The organism is Anaerofilum hominis, assembly GCF_014287275.1.
Lineage (GTDB): Bacteria > Bacillota > Clostridia > Oscillospirales > Ruminococcaceae > Pygmaiobacter > Pygmaiobacter hominis.
Map to the genome: position 1 here is coordinate 67,624 of NZ_JACONZ010000004.1, position 15,654 is coordinate 83,277.

The following is a 15,654-nucleotide window of genomic DNA, read 5'->3' on the forward strand; positions in this document are numbered from 1 at the left end:
GAAGAACATGCACTTTGTCAGAGCAAAGGGGATCTTGTCGGCAAAAAATGGAATGAACCTCTATCGCGGCTGTTCGCACGGGTGCATCTACTGTGATTCCAGAAGCAGGTGCTATCACATGGAACACGAGTTCGAGGACATTGAAGTCAAGGAAAATGCCATAGAGCTGTTGGAAAAAGAGCTCGCACGAAAGCGCAGAAAGGGGATGCTGAGCACGGGCTCGATGACAGACCCCTATCTCCCGCTGGAAAAAGAAACGCAGAACGTCCGCAAGGCACTGCTGCTGGCGGAACGATATGGCTTCGGGTTTACCCTGATCACGAAATCAAGCAGCGTCCTGCGGGATCTGGACCTCCTGAAAAGCATAAATGAAAAGACAAAGTGCGTCGTGCAGATGACCTTGACGACCTGCTGCGAGGAGCTGTGCAGAAAGATCGAACCCAACGTGAGCACGACGCGGGAACGGGTCGAAACATTAAAACAGCTGCACAGCGCGGGGATACCGACCGTCGTGTGGCTCTGCCCCATTCTGCCCTGGATCAATGACACCGAGGAGAACATAAAAGGCATTTTAAAGTACTGCATCGAAGCAAAGGTTTACGGGATCATCTGCTTTGGCATGGGGCTGACGCTGCGCGAGGGGAGCCGGGAATACTTTTATAAGCAGCTGGACCGGTTGTTTCCGGGCATGAAAGAAAGATATATGCGCGCGTACGGGGAACGGTATCAGCTCAACAGCCCGAATAACAGCGCCCTTATGAGGCTGTTTCATCAGATCTGTGCGGAGAATGGGATCGCACACGATAATGAACAGATATTTGAGTATCTGAATACGTTCGAGGAAAAACAGGACACTGTGCAGATGGGACTGTTTGATTAGGCCCAAAAGCGCGGCGCCCCTGCCCGCCGGTACGGGCCCCCTCCGATGCGGCAGCCTGCCGCATCGGGCGCTTTTTAAGGGGCGGATGCCCGCTTTAACATCTGCGAAGTCTGCGCGCAGGAGCGGGCCTTTCTCCGGCGATGTCCCGCAGACAAAAGATCCCCTGCTTTTTTGAGCAGGGGACCGGGCCCGCTGCCGGAATGCAAAAAAACAGCCGCACAGCGGCTGTTTTTGCGTCTGGGCTCCCCCGCCGTCATAATCCCCACCCGCCGCCTCATAGATTTTGAGGAGAAGCCCGCGCTGCCGGAGTTCAGCCGGGAGGGACGAGAGAACGGACAAAAAGGGGATTTTGCAATATGCAGACAGGCGGCAGGGGACTTTCCTCGCAGGAGGCAAAACAGAGGCTGGAACAGCACGGGCCAAATACGTTGTCCAGGAAGAAGAGCACCTCGGCGGTCGGTATGTTTCTGGCCCAGTTCAAAGACCTGATGATCGTGATCCTGGCCATAGCCACGGTGCTGTCCGCGCTGCTGGGCGAGACCACCGAGGCCGTCACCATCATCGCCATCGTGCTGCTCAACGCCGTCATGGGCTTTGTGCAGGAGTACCGCACCGAAAAGACGCTGGAGGCCCTGAAAGCGCTCTCGGCCCCAGTGGCAAAGGTGTGGCGGGACGGCCGGCTGGTCACGCTGGCGGCCGAAGAGCTGGTGCCCGGAGACCTACTGTCCCTCACCGCGGGCGACCGCATCCCCGCAGACGCGTCGGCGGAGGGCTGCGTGGCGCTTTCCAGCGACGAGTCCATCATCACCGGCGAAAGCGTGCCGGTGGCAAAAAAGAACGGCAGCAAACTGTATATGGGGGCCACGATAGCGGCCGGGCACTGCGAGGCGCGGGTCACCGCCACCGGCATGGACACCGAAATGGGCCATATTGCCGGTATGCTGGAAGAGCACAGGGAGGAAAAGACCCCCCTGCAGCAGAGACTTGACGAGCTGGGCAAATTTGTGGCCGTGGCCTGCATCGTGGTCTGCCTGGCGGTCAGCGCCATCGGGTATTTCAAGGGCGAGAGCCTGATGAACATGATCCTTACCGGCATTTCGCTGTCGGTAGCGGCCATCCCCGAGGGGATGCCCGCGATCGTCACCATCGTGCTGGCCCTCTCGGTGGGGCGCATCCTCAAAAAGGGCGCGGTCATCCGCAAGCTGCACGCGGTGGAGACGCTGGGCAGCGCGGGGGTCATCTGCACCGACAAGACCGGCACCCTGACCCAGAACAAGATGACCGTGAAAGAGATCTACTGCGGCGGCCGCGGCATCGCGGTGGGCGGCGACGGGTACGCGGCGCAGGGCAGCTTTTCCTGCGCGGGCAAATATGTGGACGCCGCGGGGGACCCGCTGCTGGGGCGGCTGTTTGCCGTGATGGCGCTGTGTACCGAGGCGCGCGTCACCCTGAAAAAAGACCGCTATGAGGTGCAGGGAGACCCCACCGAGACCGCCCTGCTGGTGGCGGCGGGCAAGGCGGGGGTCACCCGCGAAAAGCTGCTCGCTGAGTGGAAGCCCACGGGAGAACGCCCGTTTGACTCGGCGCGCAAGATGATGAGCGTCACGGTGCGCGGGCGCGGCGGGGACCTGCTGCTGTGCAAGGGCGCGCCCGACGTGCTGCTGGGGCACTGCAGCCGGGTGGCGCTGCCGGGCGGCAGCCGGCCCATGACGGCGGCAGACCGCCGGGAGATCGAGAACGCCGCCGAGGCGATGGCCAAGCGGGCCCTGCGGGTCATCGGCCTGGCGGAGAGCCCCGACCCCGGCACAGGGGAAAAAGACCTGGTGTTCCTCGGCCTGGCGGGCATGATCGACCCGCCCCGGCCCGAGGTGGCCCCCGCGGTGCGGCAGTGCCGGCGCGCGGGCATCAAGCCGGTGATGATCACCGGCGACCACCGGGATACCGCGGCCGCCATTGCCCGGGAGGTGGGCATCCTGCGGCCGGGGGACGAGGTGCTCACCGGGGCGCAGATCGAAAAGCTCACCGACGCGGAGCTGGCGGCCAAGTGCCGGCGGGTATCGGTGTATGCCCGGGTGAGCCCGGCCCACAAGCTGCGCATCGTCAAGGCCTGGAAAGCGGCGGGCAAGGTGGTGGCCATGACCGGGGATGGTGTGAACGACGCGCCGGCGGTCAAAGCGGCGGATATCGGGGTCGCGATGGGCATTTCCGGCACCGATGTCACCAAAGAGGCGGCCAGCGTGGTCATCCTGGACGACAACTTTGCCACCATCGTCTCGGCGGTGGAGGAGGGGCGGGTCATCTACCAGAATATCCGCAGCTTCATCCGCTATCTGCTGACCTGCAATCTGGGAGAAGTGCTGAGCATGCTGTTCTCGATGATGCTGGGCGCGCCGGTGGCCCTGCTGCCCATCCAGATCCTGATGGTCAACCTGCTCACCGACGGGCTGCCGGCCATTGCGCTGGGCATGGAACCGCCCTCGCACAAGATCATGGAAAAACCGCCCAGGCCCAAAAAAGAGGGCCTTTTTGCCCACGGGCTGATGGCGACGATCATTGTGCGCGGCATTTTTCTGGGCGCGTGCACCTCGGGCGCGTTCTACTCCGTTTACCAGATGAGCGGCGGGGATATCGTGCTGGCCCGCAGCGCCGGGTATCTGGTGCTGGTGCTCTCCCAGATGGTACATATCTTCGAGTGCCGCGGCAAAGGGTTTTCGCTCACCGGCAACCCCTATCTGATCTTTGCCTCGCTCGTCTCGGTCTCCTCCACCCTGCTCACCGTTTATCTGCCGGTCTTGCAGCCCATCTTCCGCACCACGGCGGTGGGGCCGGAGTATGCGCTGCCGGTGCTGACGGGCATCTTTGCCGGGCCGGTGCTCTTCTTCGTGCTGCGCAAGACCTGGCATCTGCTGCGGCGCGGCCGCCGCCCCTCCTGAAAAAAGGGCGGGTCAGGCCCTGGGCCGGTAGACGACGCGGCCGCCCACAACGGTGGCGCGCACGCGGCTGGCGATCACCAGGGGGCTGCCGTCAAAGATGGCGAGGTCCGCGTCCTTGCCCACTCGCAGGCTGCCCAGCCGGTCGTCGACCCGGCAGATGCGGGCGGCGTCGATGGTGACGGCGCGCAGCGCGGCTTCCTCGCCCAGCCCCTCCTTTGCCGCCAGGGCGGCGCACAGCGGCAGGTATTGGATGCGGGTGACGGGGTGGTCGGTGGTCAGGGCGATCAGGACCCCCGCTTTGTGCAGGACGCCGGGCGTGTGAAAATCGGACTGCTCCACCTCGATCTTGCTGCGCGAGGCCAGGGACGGCCCGACGATGGCCGGAAAACCGCTCTCGGCGATCGCGTCCGCCACGAGATGCCCCTCGGTGCAGTGGTCCAGGGTCAGCCCCAGGCCAAATTCCTTTGCGATGCGGATGGCCGTGAAAATGTCGTCCGCGCGGTGCACATGGGCTTTCAGCGGGATCTTCCCCTCGAACAGATCGCGGTAACATTCATATTGAAAGTCCGGCGGCGTGCCGCCGGATTTTTGCTGTTCCAGGTATTGGCGGGCATGGAAGAGCGCCTCGCGCAGCAGGGCGGCGATGCCCATGCGGGTGGCGGGCATGTTGCCGTTGGGGCCGTAGTTGCCCTTGGGGTTTTCGCCAAAGGCGATCTTGAGCGCTGCGGGGGCCAAAACGACCATTTCTTCCACGCGGCGGCCATAAGTTTTGAGAAAAGCGAACTGCCCGCCGATGACGTTGGCGCTGCCTGGGCCGATCATGGCGCCGGTGATGCCTGAGGCCAGCGCGTTGTGGAAAGCGCTGTCCATGGGGTTGATGGCGTCTATGGCCCGCAGGCAGGGGGTGATGGGGTTGGTGCCCTCATTGCAGTCATCCCCCTGCACGCCGATCTTTTCCTCCGAGATGCCGATATGGCTGTGGGCGTCGATGATGCCCGGGTATACCTCCAGGCCCGCGGCGTCAAACACCTCTGCGCCCTCGGGCGGGTCAATATGCGGGGCGATGCCGGCGATCCTGCCGCTGCAGGCCAGCAGATCGGCCCGCAGCGTTCCCTCCGCTTCCATGGTATGCAGTGTGCCGCCTTTGATCAAAAGCATAAAACAAGCCTCCTGTGTGGATCGATTCGGGAATATTTTGGACCAATTGGCGCCAAACTATCCTCAGAACCGGAAAGATCCGGCAATATAAGGAGGCAAATAAAAATGGATTTCGATTATCGCAGCAGCCAGAACCAGAACAATCAGCAGAACCAGAGCAACCGGCAGAACCAGAACAACCAGAGCAACAGCCAGAATCAGAACAGCCAGAACAACCAGAACAATCAGAGCAACAGCCAGCAGAACCAGAGCAACCGGCAGAACCAGAACAGCAGCCAGAACCAGAACAACCAGAGCAACAGCCAGAACCAGAACAGCCGGCAGAATCAGAACAACCAGCAGAACCAGAACAATCAGCAGAACCAGAACAGCCGGCAGAGCCAGAACAGCAGCCAGCAGAACAACCGCTGATCCCCCGCGGGCGCGGGCAGCCGCGCCCGCAAAAGAAAAGGGCGGTTTGTCCGTCCTCTTTTTCGCAGCCTTTCAAATATTCGCGCCCCGGCAGGAAATACTAACGGCCAGGGGGCGCAAAAGACACCCCCGGACAGGCAGGTGAAGAGGAATATTCCCGCTGTGCCTGCCTTATTTGGGGGTGTTTTTTTGTTCAGAACGATTAAAAAAACAGCGGCATTTCTGCTGCTGTCGGTCCTGGTGCTGCTGGCTGCCCTGCGGGTGACCGTTTCCTCCATGCTGCCGGACACTTTTTATCTTGCAGGAGAGGAGCGGCTGCGTATCGCCTCCCTGCCTTTTGTGAGCGCCCGCCAGCCGCGGGGTGAGGTCGCGGCGGCCAGCACCGAACCCGGCAGCTCTTATAACGTGGACCTGCGCCTGTTTGGCCTGCTGCCGCTCAAAACGGTGCGGGCAGAGGTGGTGCAGCGGCGCCAGGTGGAGGTCTGCGGCACCGGCTTTGGCATCAAAATGTTCTCCAGCGGCGTCATGGTCGTGGGCTTCAGCGATATCCTGAGCACCGGCGGCTATGAAAACCCCGCCAAAGAGGCGGGACTCTCGCTGGGGGACTATGTCATCACGGTGGACGGGGCCAAGGTAAAGACCAACGAGCAGATGGGGGAACTGGTGGCCAGAAGCAACGGCGTGCCGTTGGAGGTGGTCTACACCCATGACGGCGAGCGCCGCACCACCAGCCTGCAGCCGGTGAGGGACAGGACCACCGGCGGCTGGCGCGCGGGCATGTGGGTGCGGGATTCCTCCGCGGGCATCGGCACCCTTACCTTTATCGACACCAACGCCTCGGTCTTTGCCGGGCTGGGGCACAGCATCACCGATGTGGACACCGGCGAAAACGTCTCTCTGGGCAGCGGCGAGATCGTGCCGGTAGATATCTCGGGGGCCGTTGCCGGCACGCCGGGCCTGCCGGGCGAGCTCAAGGGCAGCTTCGCCAGCTTTGTGCCCATGGGCACCATCCGCGTCAACGGCGATACCGGCGTGTATGGGCTGATCTATGATACCGCGGGCAAGGGGACGATGATGGAGACCGCGCAGCAACAGGAGGTCGTGCCCGGCCCGGCCCAGATCCTGGCCACCATCGACGGCGAAGGGCCGAAAGTCTATGATGTGGAGATCGAGGAGCTCTCTTTCAACGCGGCGGACCCGAACAAGAATATGATGCTGCACGTCACGGACAAAAAACTGCTGGCCCAGACCGGCGGCATCGTGCAGGGTATGAGCGGCAGCCCGATCATCCAGAACGGGCGTCTGGTGGGCGCGGTCACCCACGTGCTGGTGCGCGACCCCACCCGGGGCTTTGGCATTTTTGTCGAAAATATGCTCAAAACCGCAGACCAGGTCACCGCCGGGGCGGCCGCGTGAGAAGCGCCGCGAAAAACAGAGGCGGTCGCTCGACAGCTTTCACGCGGAAACCCTAAAAGTAGTGGGGAAAATGCAAAACCTCCTATTCGAAATCTGTTGCAATAAATGGAAAAATATGGTAATCTATTGCCAGTGAAGAGAGTTGCAAAGAATATACGAATATTTGGAGGAATTTGAATGGAAGCCAGGGCAAAAGTGTTGATGACCGATTCAAAGGACGCGCAGTCCCGCCTGTGCGCAGAGGCGCTGGAAAAAGCCGGCGCGCAGGTCATCCTGTGTGAAAAAAACGGCGCCCGCGTGCTGCAGTCGGTGCTGGAAGAGCAGCCCGACGCCTGCCTTCTCGACGCGTTTATGCCCGGCCTTGACGCCATCAGCGTCAAAGCCCGGTACGAGGAGGAACGCCCCAACGGGAAAAAGATCCTGTTCTTTGCGATGGGGAGTGCGGAGAACGACACTTTTCAAAACGAACTGATGGAGAACGGCATCGCCTATTACTTTTTAAAGCCGTTCGATGTAAACGCCATGGCCCGCATGGTGAACAGGGCGGCGGACGGCGCGCGGCCCCAGCTTCCGTCTTTGGGCGACGACGAGTTCAAGGTGACCGAGATCCTGCATCAGATCGGCGTCCCGGCACACATCAAGGGATACCAGTTCCTGCGCTGTGCGATCCTGATGAACGTGGAGGACCCCACGCTGATCAACTCGGTCACAAAACGCCTTTATCCCGAGATCGCAAAGCGCAACGACACCACTGCCAGCCGGGTGGAGCGGGCCATCCGTCACGCCATCGAGGTGGCCTGGGACAGGGGGGACGTGGATGTGCTCAACAGCTATTTCGGTTACACCATCCACAACCTGCGCGGCAAGCCGACAAACTCGGAGTTCATCGCCATGATCTCCGACCGCATGCGGCTGGAAAAGAAGATCGGCCGGGTGGGCTGAGCGGAAAACAGGGACAGATCAAAAGCGTGCGCTGCAGCGCGCGCTTTTTTGTTTGTCCGGCGCAGCGGTCCGCGGGCTGAAAAAAGGGGCCGGACGTCCGCAGGCGGCGGGCCCAGGGGGCGGGCAAAAACTTTTTGCCGGTGCGCGGTAGATTTTTTCTTCTGATTTTACTATAATTATGCTGTCTTACTGCGCGATCCTGACAGACCATCCTACACAAGAGAAATCGGGTTGAAACAGATGAAAAAAAAGACCGCTTTTCTGGCCGGGGCGGTGACCCTGGCGGCCACCGGGCTGTTCGGGTGCATCTTCGCCCTGCTGGGCAGCTGGCGGCCGCCGGTGCCGGCAGGCCTTGCCGTGGGCTTTGGGGCCGCCTGCCTGTGCCTGTTCCTGTTCTACCGCGCTGCGAACGTGACCCCGGAGCAAAAAAGTTGGGGTATCCTGCTGTTCTTTTCGCGCTGGGTGGTGGCGGTGGCGGTCATCGCGCTTTCCCTGCTGATCCCGGCCGTCGACAGCGTGGCGGTGATCCTGCCCCTCACCGTGCCCGTCCTTGCCGCGGCGGTGCTGATGGGCCTGGAAAAATAAAAAAGGGGGAAAACGCGGTGCTGAACGGAAAAAAAGTGACGGCTGTCATCGTGGCGGCCGGAGCCTCGCGGCGGATGGGGTTTGATAAACTGTTCTATGAGCTGCAGGGCAAACCTGTGCTGGCCCATACGCTGGACGCCTTTGAGGGGCATCCGCTCGTGGACGCCATCGTGCTGGTGGCGGGGGAGAACGAGGCACGGGTCCGGGCGCTGGCGCAGGGCCGCCCCAAGGTGGAAGCCGTGGTGCGCGGGGGCGCGACCCGGGTGGCGTCGGTGCGCGCGGGCCTTGCCGCCGCCGGGCGGCAGGGGCTGGTGGCCATCCAGGACGGCGCGCGCCCCTTTGTCAGCGAAGCGCTCGTCACCCGGGCGCTGGAGGCGGGCGCCCGCTGGGGGGCGGCCGCGCCGGCGGTGCCGGTCAAGGACACCATCAAGGTGGTGGACGCGGAGAAGTTCGTGCGCGGCACCCCGCGCCGCGACAGCCTGATGGCAGTGCAGACGCCGCAGGTGTTCGACGCGTTTCTCTACAGTGAAGCGCTGGCCGCCTGTGCGGACGACACGGCGACGGACGACTGCGGCGTTTTTGAGGCTTTCGGCGGCCGGGTAAAGCTGGTGGAGGGCGATTACGCCAACCTGAAGATCACGACGCGGGAGGACCTTGCGCCGTATGAGGGAAAGGAGAGGACGGCAGTGCGCATTGGACACGGATACGACGTCCACCGTCTGACAGACGGCCGCAAACTGATTTTGGGCGGCGTGGAGATCTCCTGGGAAAAGGGCCTGCTCGGTCATTCGGACGCGGACGTGCTGGTCCATGCCGTCATGGACGCGCTGCTGGGCGCCGCGGCGCTGGGCGATATCGGCAGGCATTTCCCGGACAGCGACCCCGCCTATGCCGGCGCGGACAGCCTGGCCCTGCTGCGCCGGGTGGCCGGGCTGCTGCGGGAGGCCGGCTGGGAGCCGGAGAATATCGACGCGACTGTTCTTTGCCAGGCGCCCCGGCTGGCGCCGCATATCCCGGAGATGCGCCGGCGCATCTCCGCGGCCGCGGGCCTGCCGGAGGCCGCGGTGTCGATCAAGGCCACCACAGAGGAGGGCCTGGGCTTTACGGGCGCGGGCGAGGGCGTGGCCGCCCACGCCGTCTGCCTGCTGCGGGAAGCGGATTGAGCTTTGCCTTTTGCGGCGGAAGATCGGCTCAAAACCGCTGTGCGGGCGCATTTGCGTTGAGAAAAGGGCCATATTGTGGTATACTTAAAAAGATAGAGTAAAATAAATGCTGGGAGGAAAACTCCCGGCTTTCTTGGGAACGGAGGCTAGAGTATGGGCCTGGCAGAATCCTGGAGCGCTTTCATCCGGGCGATGAACACCGGCTTTTGGAGCTTTTTAGAGGATGTGGGCAATGTTCTGCGGGATTTCAAACCCGCGGACCTGCTGGATATCGTGGTGGTCGCCTTTTTGACCTATGAACTGATCGTCCTGGTGCGGCAGACCCGGGCCGCGCAGCTGGTCAAGGGGATCCTGATCCTGTTCGTGGCCTCCTTTTTGTCGGACCTGTGGGCGATGCGCACCCTCAGCTATGTCCTGCAGAAGATCCTGCAGTTCGGCGTGCTGGCGCTGGTGGTGGTCTTTCAGCCCGAGATCCGCCGCGCCCTGGAGCAGGTGGGCCGCACCAATATCTTTGCGATCTCGATCTTCAAGGGCAAAACGCCGGACGAACAGCTGCGCGAGCGCTGGAAAACGGCCATCGCCACGGTCTGCGACGCTGCCGAGCAGATGAGCGATTCGCGCACCGGCGCGCTGATCGTGTTTGAGCGGCGCTCGAACCTGAGCGAGATCATCAAGACCGGCACGGTGCTGAACGCCGATATCAATGTGGAGGCCATCGGCACCATCTTTTATGAGGGCACGCCGCTGCACGACGGCGCGGTCGTGGTGCGGGACGCACGCATCAAGGCGGCCGGCTGCGTGCTGCCGCTGTCGGCAAATCAGGATATCAGCAAGGATATGGGCACCCGCCACCGGGCCGCGCTGGGCATGAGCGAAAATTCCGACGCGCTCTGCGTGGTGGTGTCGGAGGAGACCGGCATCATCTCGATGGCGAAAAATGGCGTGTTGATCCGCCGCCTGGACCGGCAGAACCTGTATAACCTGCTTCAGATGGAACTGATCCCCGACCCGCCCGCCGAAGAGGAGCGGCGCACACAGCGCGTGCTGAACCGGCTGCGGGGCAAGAAAGCGAAGGAGGTGAGCGTCGATGGGGACAAAAAAGCAGAGTGAAAAAGGCGCGAAACGCCGTTTCAGCCTGTGGAAGCTGTTTGAGAACAATCAGTTCAACGTGGTGATCTCCATCGTCATCGCCGTCCTGGCCTGGCTGGTCGTCTCGATGTATGTCAAGCCGGAGACCGAGGGCACGGTGTCCAATATCCCGGTAAAGCTGGATTACAGCGCGCAGACGCTGCAGGCAATGGGCCTGGATGTGGTCAGCGAGGGGGACGCGCCCACAGCCAACGTCCGCGTCACCGGGGACCGGGCCGTGCTGGGCGGCCTGGACCCGGAGGATATCACCGTCTATCCGCGCCTGAGCAACGTCACCGAGGCGGGCCAGTATGAGCTGGAGCTGGTGGCGGTGAAAAACGACAGCTCGGCCACCTATACCATCAAGTCGGTGCAGCCGGCCCGCATCACGGTGCGGTTCGCCACCCTGACCCAGAAGAAGTTCGTGGTGGAGACCGACACCAGCGGGGTGAAGCCGAAAGACGGCTACATCCTCACCAACGCCTACGCCACGCCGGGCGAGGTCACCCTCACCGGCCCCCAGGAGGAGATCCGCTCTGTGGGCCGGGTGGTGGCAAAGGTGGAGATCGGCGAAGAGCTGACCAGCACCCGCATCGCCACCGCCGGGCTGACGATCTACGATAAGGACGGCAACGTCATGAACAGCAAGGTCATCACGGTGGACGCCGAGTCGGTGGAGGTGACCGTGCCCATCCTGCAGAAAAAGAGCCTGCCGGTGACAGTCGGCTATACCAATGTGCCGGAGGGCTTTGACATCAGCCTGCTCAAGCCCAGCTTTTCCGTGGGGTCGATCAACCTGGCGGGGCCTGCGGATTCCATCCAGAACAAACAGGAGCTCTCGCTGGGCTATATCGACCTGCAAAGAGAATTTGCCCTGGGCTTTACCAAGGATTTCCCGGTAACGCTGGACACGGGGTATGAAAATCTGGATAACCTGCGGCAGATCACGGTCAGCTTTGATACCAGCGCTTTCTCGCAAAAGCAGGTGACGGTGGACGGCATCCGGGTCGTCAACGAGCCGCAGAACCGCACGGTCACGGTGAACACCAAACGGATCCACGATGTCACCATCCTCGGCCTCACCGACGAAGTGGAGGCTCTGACGGGCAAGAGCGTCGTCGCGGAGATCGACGCGGGAGACCTGACCCTGGGCGAGGGGGAACAGACCGTGCCGGTGACCATGAAGATCCCGGGCAGCTCCACCGCCTTTGCAGTGGGCAGTTACACGGCCCTGGTGGAGATCAGTGCCAACGACTGACCCCGGGCGCCGGGGCATAAAGACATGAAAGGGGGCGGCGTCATGCTGCAGTTTTCGGGGCTGACGCTGCCCCTTTCCTCCACCAGGGAGGACGCCTTTGCGGCGGCCCTGGCCCGCGCGGGCCTCAGCGCCGCAAAGGTGGCGGATTGGGACGTCACCCGCCTGTCGGTGGATGCCCGCCATGGGCGGCCCAAGCTGGTGTGGGGCATCGGTATGACCCTTGTCCCCGGGCTGCGGGAGACGGCGTTTGCCGGCCGCGGCGCGGCGGTCAAAACCGAAGCGGCGCTGGTCATCCGGCCCGGGCCGCAGCGCGCGCATCTGCGGCCGGTGGTGTGCGGCTTTGGCCCCGCGGGCATCTTTGCGGCCCTGCTGCTGGCGCGCAGCGGCGCGCGGCCCATCGTGCTGGAGCGGGGGCCCTGCATCGAGCGCCGGGCCGCGGCGGTGGACGCTTTTTTCGCCGGGGGTCCCCTGGACGAAAACGCCAATATCCAGTTCGGCGAGGGCGGGGCGGGCACCTTTTCCGACGGCAAGCTCACCACCCGCATCGGCGACCCTCTCTGCGACTATGTGCGGCGCACCCTGCTGGAGCACGGCGCCCCGCGCGAGATCGCCTGGCGCGCAAAGCCGCATATCGGCACCGACCGGCTGCGCGGGGTGATCACCTCCCTGCGCCGTGAGATCGAAGAGCTGGGCGGAGAAGTGCGCTTTGACACCCGTCTCACCGGTTTGGAGATACGGGACGGCCGCATCGCGGGGGCGCGCACCGCTGCGGGCGTGATCGGGACGGATACGCTGGTGCTGGCCATAGGCCACTCGGCCCGCGACACCTTTGAGATGCTGCGGGAGGCCGGGGTGCGGCTGGAGGCGAAGCCGTTCTCGGTGGGCCTGCGCGCCGAGCATCTGCAGGCCGACATCGACCGCGCGCTGTACCACGGCGCAGCGGGGCATCCGGCTCTGCCGCCCGGGGAATACCAGCTCTCGGCCCATGTGGGTGGCCGCGGCGTCTATACTTTCTGCATGTGCCCGGGCGGCCAGGTGGTGGCCGCCGCCAGCGAGACGGGGGGCCTTTGCACCAACGGCATGAGCTTTCACGCCCGTGACGGCGCCAACGCCAACGCGGCGGTGGTGGTGGGGGTGGACGGCGCTGATTTCGGCGGCGACCCGCTGCAGGCCGTCGCTTTCCAGCGGAAGCTGGAACGGGCGGCGTTTGCGCTGTCCGCGGACGGCAGGGCCCCGGCACAGGATATGAAGCATTTTCTCGCCGCAGAGCCGGGCTTTGTGCAGGGGCGGGTGCGCCCTACCTATCCCCGCGGCGTGGCGGCCGCGGATCTGGGCGCGCTGCTGCCGCAGGAGCTGGCTGCGGCCCTGCGCGGCGGCCTGCGGGCCTTTGGCGCGCGTCTGCCCGGCTACTGCGCGGAGGACGCGGTCCTCACCGGCCCTGAGACCCGCACCAGCAGCCCGGTGCGCATCCCGCGCGGCGAGGGGGGCGAGAGCAGCGCGCTGGCGGGCCTTTATCCCTGCGGGGAGGGCGCGGGCTATGCGGGGGGCATCGTCAGCGCAGCCGTGGACGGCCTGCGCGCCGCCCGGTCCATCCTGGAGCGCTGCCGCTATGACTGAAGCGCGGCCCCCGGGAGGGCCAAGCGCATCGAAAAAAGCTGAAAAAAGGAAGAAACGATATTCATGATTTATCATCCATGGCTCTGCGGACGGCCCAAAACTGAAAACACGAAAGCGCTTTCCGAGGCGCTGGGCCTGCCGCGGCTGGTCTGCGACGTGCTGGCGTCCCGCGGGTTCGACACGCCGGAAAAGGCGCGCGCCTTTCTCAGCGAGGAGACGCCGATCTCCCCGCCCGCGCTGCTGAAAAATATCGACGCGGCGGCGCAGCGCATCCGGCGGGCAGTGGATGAGGGCGAAAAGATCGCGATTTTCGGCGACTATGACGTGGACGGCGTCTGTGCCACGGCGCTGATGTACAGCTATCTGGAAAGCCTGGGGGCGGAAGTTTACTATAAATTGCCCAACCGCGCCGACGAGGGGTACGGGCTGTGCCGCTCATCCATCGACCTGATCGCCTCGCGCGGCATCACGCTGATCATCACGGTGGACAACGGCGTCTCTGCGGCCGAAGAGGTGGCTTACGCTGCCGGCCTTGGGGTGGACGTGGTGGTCACCGACCACCACCTGCCCCCCGAGACGCTGCCTGCGGCGGCGGCCGTGGTGGACCCCCAGCTGCCCGGCGACGAGAGCCCCTGCAAAGCGCTGTCCGGGGTGGGGGTGGCGTTCAAGGTGGCCTGCGCGGTGGACGACACCCCACCGGAAGAGCTGCTGGAATGGTACGGCGACCTGGTGGCCATCGGGACGATCGCGGATATCATGACCCTGACCGGGGAGAACCAGGCCATCGTGCGGCGCGGGGTGGAGATGCTGCAGGACTCGGCGCGCCCCGGCGTACGCGCGCTGGTGGAGGTCGCGGGCCTGGGCGGGCGCTCGGTGAGCGCGGAGAACGTCAGTTTCGGCCTTGCGCCCCGCCTCAATGCGGCGGGCCGGATGGACGACGCCACCGCCTCGCTGCGGCTGCTGCTGGCGGACGACGACGAGGAGGCCGCCGAGCTGGCCGCGGCGCTGGACAGCTATAATCAGGAGCGGCAGAAGACCGAACGGGAGATCGTGGACAGCATCGCGGAAAAGATCCGCTCGGACGACAGGCTCTCCCGCCGCAGGGTGATCGTGGTCTGGGGCGAGGGCTATCACCAGGGGGTCATCGGCATCGTGGCCAGCCGTCTGGTGGAGCGGTTCGGCCGGCCGGCCATCGTCTTTTCCGTCGATGGGGAAGAAGCCAGGGGCTCCGGCCGCAGTGTGCCCGGTTTTTCGCTTTACGAGGCCATTGCGGCCTGCGGTGATCTGCTGGTGCGCTTCGGCGGCCATGACGCCGCCGCGGGCATGTCGATAAGGACGGACCGGCTGCAGGCATTTTCCGACGCGGTCAATGCGTTTGCTGCGCAGAGGCACCCGGTGATGGAGGTGCCGCCCCTGCGGGCGGACGCGCCGGTGAGCCTTGCGGGGCTCACGACCGACGACGTGGCGGCTCTGTCGGCGCTGGCGCCGTTCGGCAACGGCAACCCCGCCCCGCTCTTTTTGCTGGAAAACGCGGTGCTGGACGCGGTATATCCGGTGTCGGAGGGCAAACACAGCCGCCTGCGGCTGCGGCAGGACGGCGCGTCCATCTATGCGGCGCTGTTCGGCGTGTCCCCGGCGGCGCTGGGATACCGGCCGGGCGACAAGGTGGAAGCGCTGCTCTCGCTTTCCGTTTACGAGGGACAGAACGGCCCCATGCTCTCCGCCCGCGTCAAAGAGCTGCGCCCGGCGGGGCTGGGCAACGACTATGTCCGGGAGACCCAGCTTTACCAGTCCTTTCTGGGCGGTGTAGAGCTGTCGGCACAGCAGCGGCAGGCCCTGCTGCCCACCCGCGCCGAGGTGGCCAGCGTTTTCCGCCTGGCACGGGCGGAGGGCATCCCGGCGGCGGACCTGTGCCCCTGCTTTGCGCGGCTGGCGCCGCTGGGGGCGGGCAAGGTGCTGGTGGCGCTGCAGGCGCTTTCAGAGCTGGAACTGATCGAGAAAAAAACGGCCGGCGGGGAAGAGCGGTATGTGGAGCACCCGGTCGGCGGGAAGCGGGACTTGATGTCTTCGCCCACCCTGGCGGCGCTCACCGGCTGAAGCCGGCGCGTGCAGTGCGGGGGGCCGGCGGGCACAGGGGGCCGCCGCGCAGGGGAAGAGGAGAGG

The 15,654-nt window shown here is 64.3% G+C and carries 12 protein-coding genes; 11 read left to right on the forward strand and 1 reads right to left on the reverse strand.

The window, feature by feature from the left end; genetic code table 11:
- The first annotated feature begins 7 nt into the window (after positions 1 to 7).
- Together H8S23_RS10850 and H8S23_RS10855 are read left to right on the forward strand one after the other, a co-directional pair.
- Positions 8 to 880, forward strand: coding sequence for an SPL family radical SAM protein (locus H8S23_RS10850; protein ID WP_186888373.1), 873 nt, complete (start codon positions 8 to 10; stop codon positions 878 to 880).
- A gap of 356 nt (positions 881 to 1,236) precedes the next feature.
- Positions 1,237 to 3,813 carry a cation-translocating P-type ATPase gene (locus H8S23_RS10855; RefSeq protein ID WP_186888374.1) on the forward strand — a complete coding sequence of 859 codons (2,577 nt, stop codon included), beginning with the start codon at positions 1,237 to 1,239 and terminating at the stop codon, positions 3,811 to 3,813.
- A gap of 12 nt (positions 3,814 to 3,825) precedes the next feature.
- On the opposite strand, the gene H8S23_RS10860 is transcribed toward H8S23_RS10855, so the two are convergent.
- Entirely contained in the window at positions 3,826 to 4,971 is a 1,146-nt protein-coding gene (locus H8S23_RS10860) for an amidohydrolase (RefSeq protein WP_186888375.1), read from the reverse strand.
- A gap of 105 nt (positions 4,972 to 5,076) precedes the next feature.
- Between H8S23_RS10860 and H8S23_RS10865 the strand changes: the two genes are divergently transcribed.
- The 9 genes from H8S23_RS10865 to recJ all read left to right on the forward strand — a co-directional run bounded on the left by H8S23_RS10865 (position 5,077) and on the right by recJ (position 15,588).
- Positions 5,077 to 5,382 (forward strand): hypothetical protein, encoded by a 306-nt coding sequence (locus H8S23_RS10865; protein WP_186888376.1) that lies wholly within the window; start codon positions 5,077 to 5,079, stop codon positions 5,380 to 5,382.
- A gap of 189 nt (positions 5,383 to 5,571) precedes the next feature.
- On the forward strand, positions 5,572 to 6,798 hold the full coding sequence (gene spoIVB, locus H8S23_RS10870) for a SpoIVB peptidase (RefSeq protein WP_207721156.1): 1,227 nt from the start codon (positions 5,572 to 5,574) through the stop codon (positions 6,796 to 6,798).
- 177 nt (positions 6,799 to 6,975) lie between these two features.
- Complete coding sequence (gene spo0A / locus H8S23_RS10875) at positions 6,976 to 7,740, forward strand: sporulation transcription factor Spo0A (RefSeq protein ID WP_186888377.1); 765 nt, start codon at positions 6,976 to 6,978, stop codon at positions 7,738 to 7,740.
- A gap of 231 nt (positions 7,741 to 7,971) precedes the next feature.
- Positions 7,972 to 8,325, forward strand: coding sequence for a hypothetical protein (locus tag H8S23_RS10880; protein ID WP_186888378.1), 354 nt, complete (start codon positions 7,972 to 7,974; stop codon positions 8,323 to 8,325).
- A gap of 17 nt (positions 8,326 to 8,342) precedes the next feature.
- On the forward strand, positions 8,343 to 9,488 hold the full coding sequence (gene ispF / locus H8S23_RS10885) for a 2-C-methyl-D-erythritol 2,4-cyclodiphosphate synthase (RefSeq protein ID WP_186888379.1): 1,146 nt from the start codon (positions 8,343 to 8,345) through the stop codon (positions 9,486 to 9,488).
- A 153-nt stretch (positions 9,489 to 9,641) separates the two neighbouring features.
- Entirely contained in the window at positions 9,642 to 10,598 is a 957-nt protein-coding gene (gene cdaA / locus H8S23_RS10890) for a diadenylate cyclase CdaA (protein WP_243165998.1), read from the forward strand.
- Positions 10,576 to 11,874, forward strand: a complete 1,299-nt coding sequence (locus H8S23_RS10895; protein ID WP_186888380.1) for a CdaR family protein — start codon at positions 10,576 to 10,578, stop codon at positions 11,872 to 11,874. Before cdaA ends, H8S23_RS10895 begins: the two co-directional genes overlap by 23 nt.
- 42 nt (positions 11,875 to 11,916) lie before the next feature.
- A complete protein-coding gene (locus tag H8S23_RS10900; RefSeq protein ID WP_186888381.1) occupies positions 11,917 to 13,491 on the forward strand; it encodes an NAD(P)/FAD-dependent oxidoreductase in 1,575 nt (524 codons plus the stop codon).
- A 63-nt stretch (positions 13,492 to 13,554) separates the two neighbouring features.
- Positions 13,555 to 15,588 carry a single-stranded-DNA-specific exonuclease RecJ gene (gene recJ / locus H8S23_RS10905; protein ID WP_186888382.1) on the forward strand — a complete coding sequence of 678 codons (2,034 nt, stop codon included), beginning with the start codon at positions 13,555 to 13,557 and terminating at the stop codon, positions 15,586 to 15,588.
- Positions 15,589 to 15,654: the final 66 nt, after the last annotated feature.

Bases quoted from the DNA above. Each gene is read 5' to 3' on its own strand.
- H8S23_RS10850 (WP_186888373.1), top strand. From the start codon at position 8: ATGCACTTTGTCAGAGCAAAGGGGATCTTGTCGGCAAAAAATGGAATG.
- H8S23_RS10855 (WP_186888374.1), top strand. From the start codon at position 1,237: ATGCAGACAGGCGGCAGGGGACTTTCCTCGCAGGAGGCAAAACAGAGG.
- H8S23_RS10860 (WP_186888375.1), bottom strand. From the start codon at position 4,971: ATGCTTTTGATCAAAGGCGGCACACTGCATACCATGGAAGCGGAGGGA.
- H8S23_RS10865 (WP_186888376.1), top strand. From the start codon at position 5,077: ATGGATTTCGATTATCGCAGCAGCCAGAACCAGAACAATCAGCAGAAC.
- spo0A (WP_186888377.1), top strand. From the start codon at position 6,976: ATGGAAGCCAGGGCAAAAGTGTTGATGACCGATTCAAAGGACGCGCAG.
- cdaA (WP_243165998.1), top strand. From the start codon at position 9,642: ATGGGCCTGGCAGAATCCTGGAGCGCTTTCATCCGGGCGATGAACACC.
- H8S23_RS10895 (WP_186888380.1), top strand. From the start codon at position 10,576: ATGGGGACAAAAAAGCAGAGTGAAAAAGGCGCGAAACGCCGTTTCAGC.
- H8S23_RS10900 (WP_186888381.1), top strand. From the start codon at position 11,917: ATGCTGCAGTTTTCGGGGCTGACGCTGCCCCTTTCCTCCACCAGGGAG.
- recJ (WP_186888382.1), top strand. From the start codon at position 13,555: ATGATTTATCATCCATGGCTCTGCGGACGGCCCAAAACTGAAAACACG.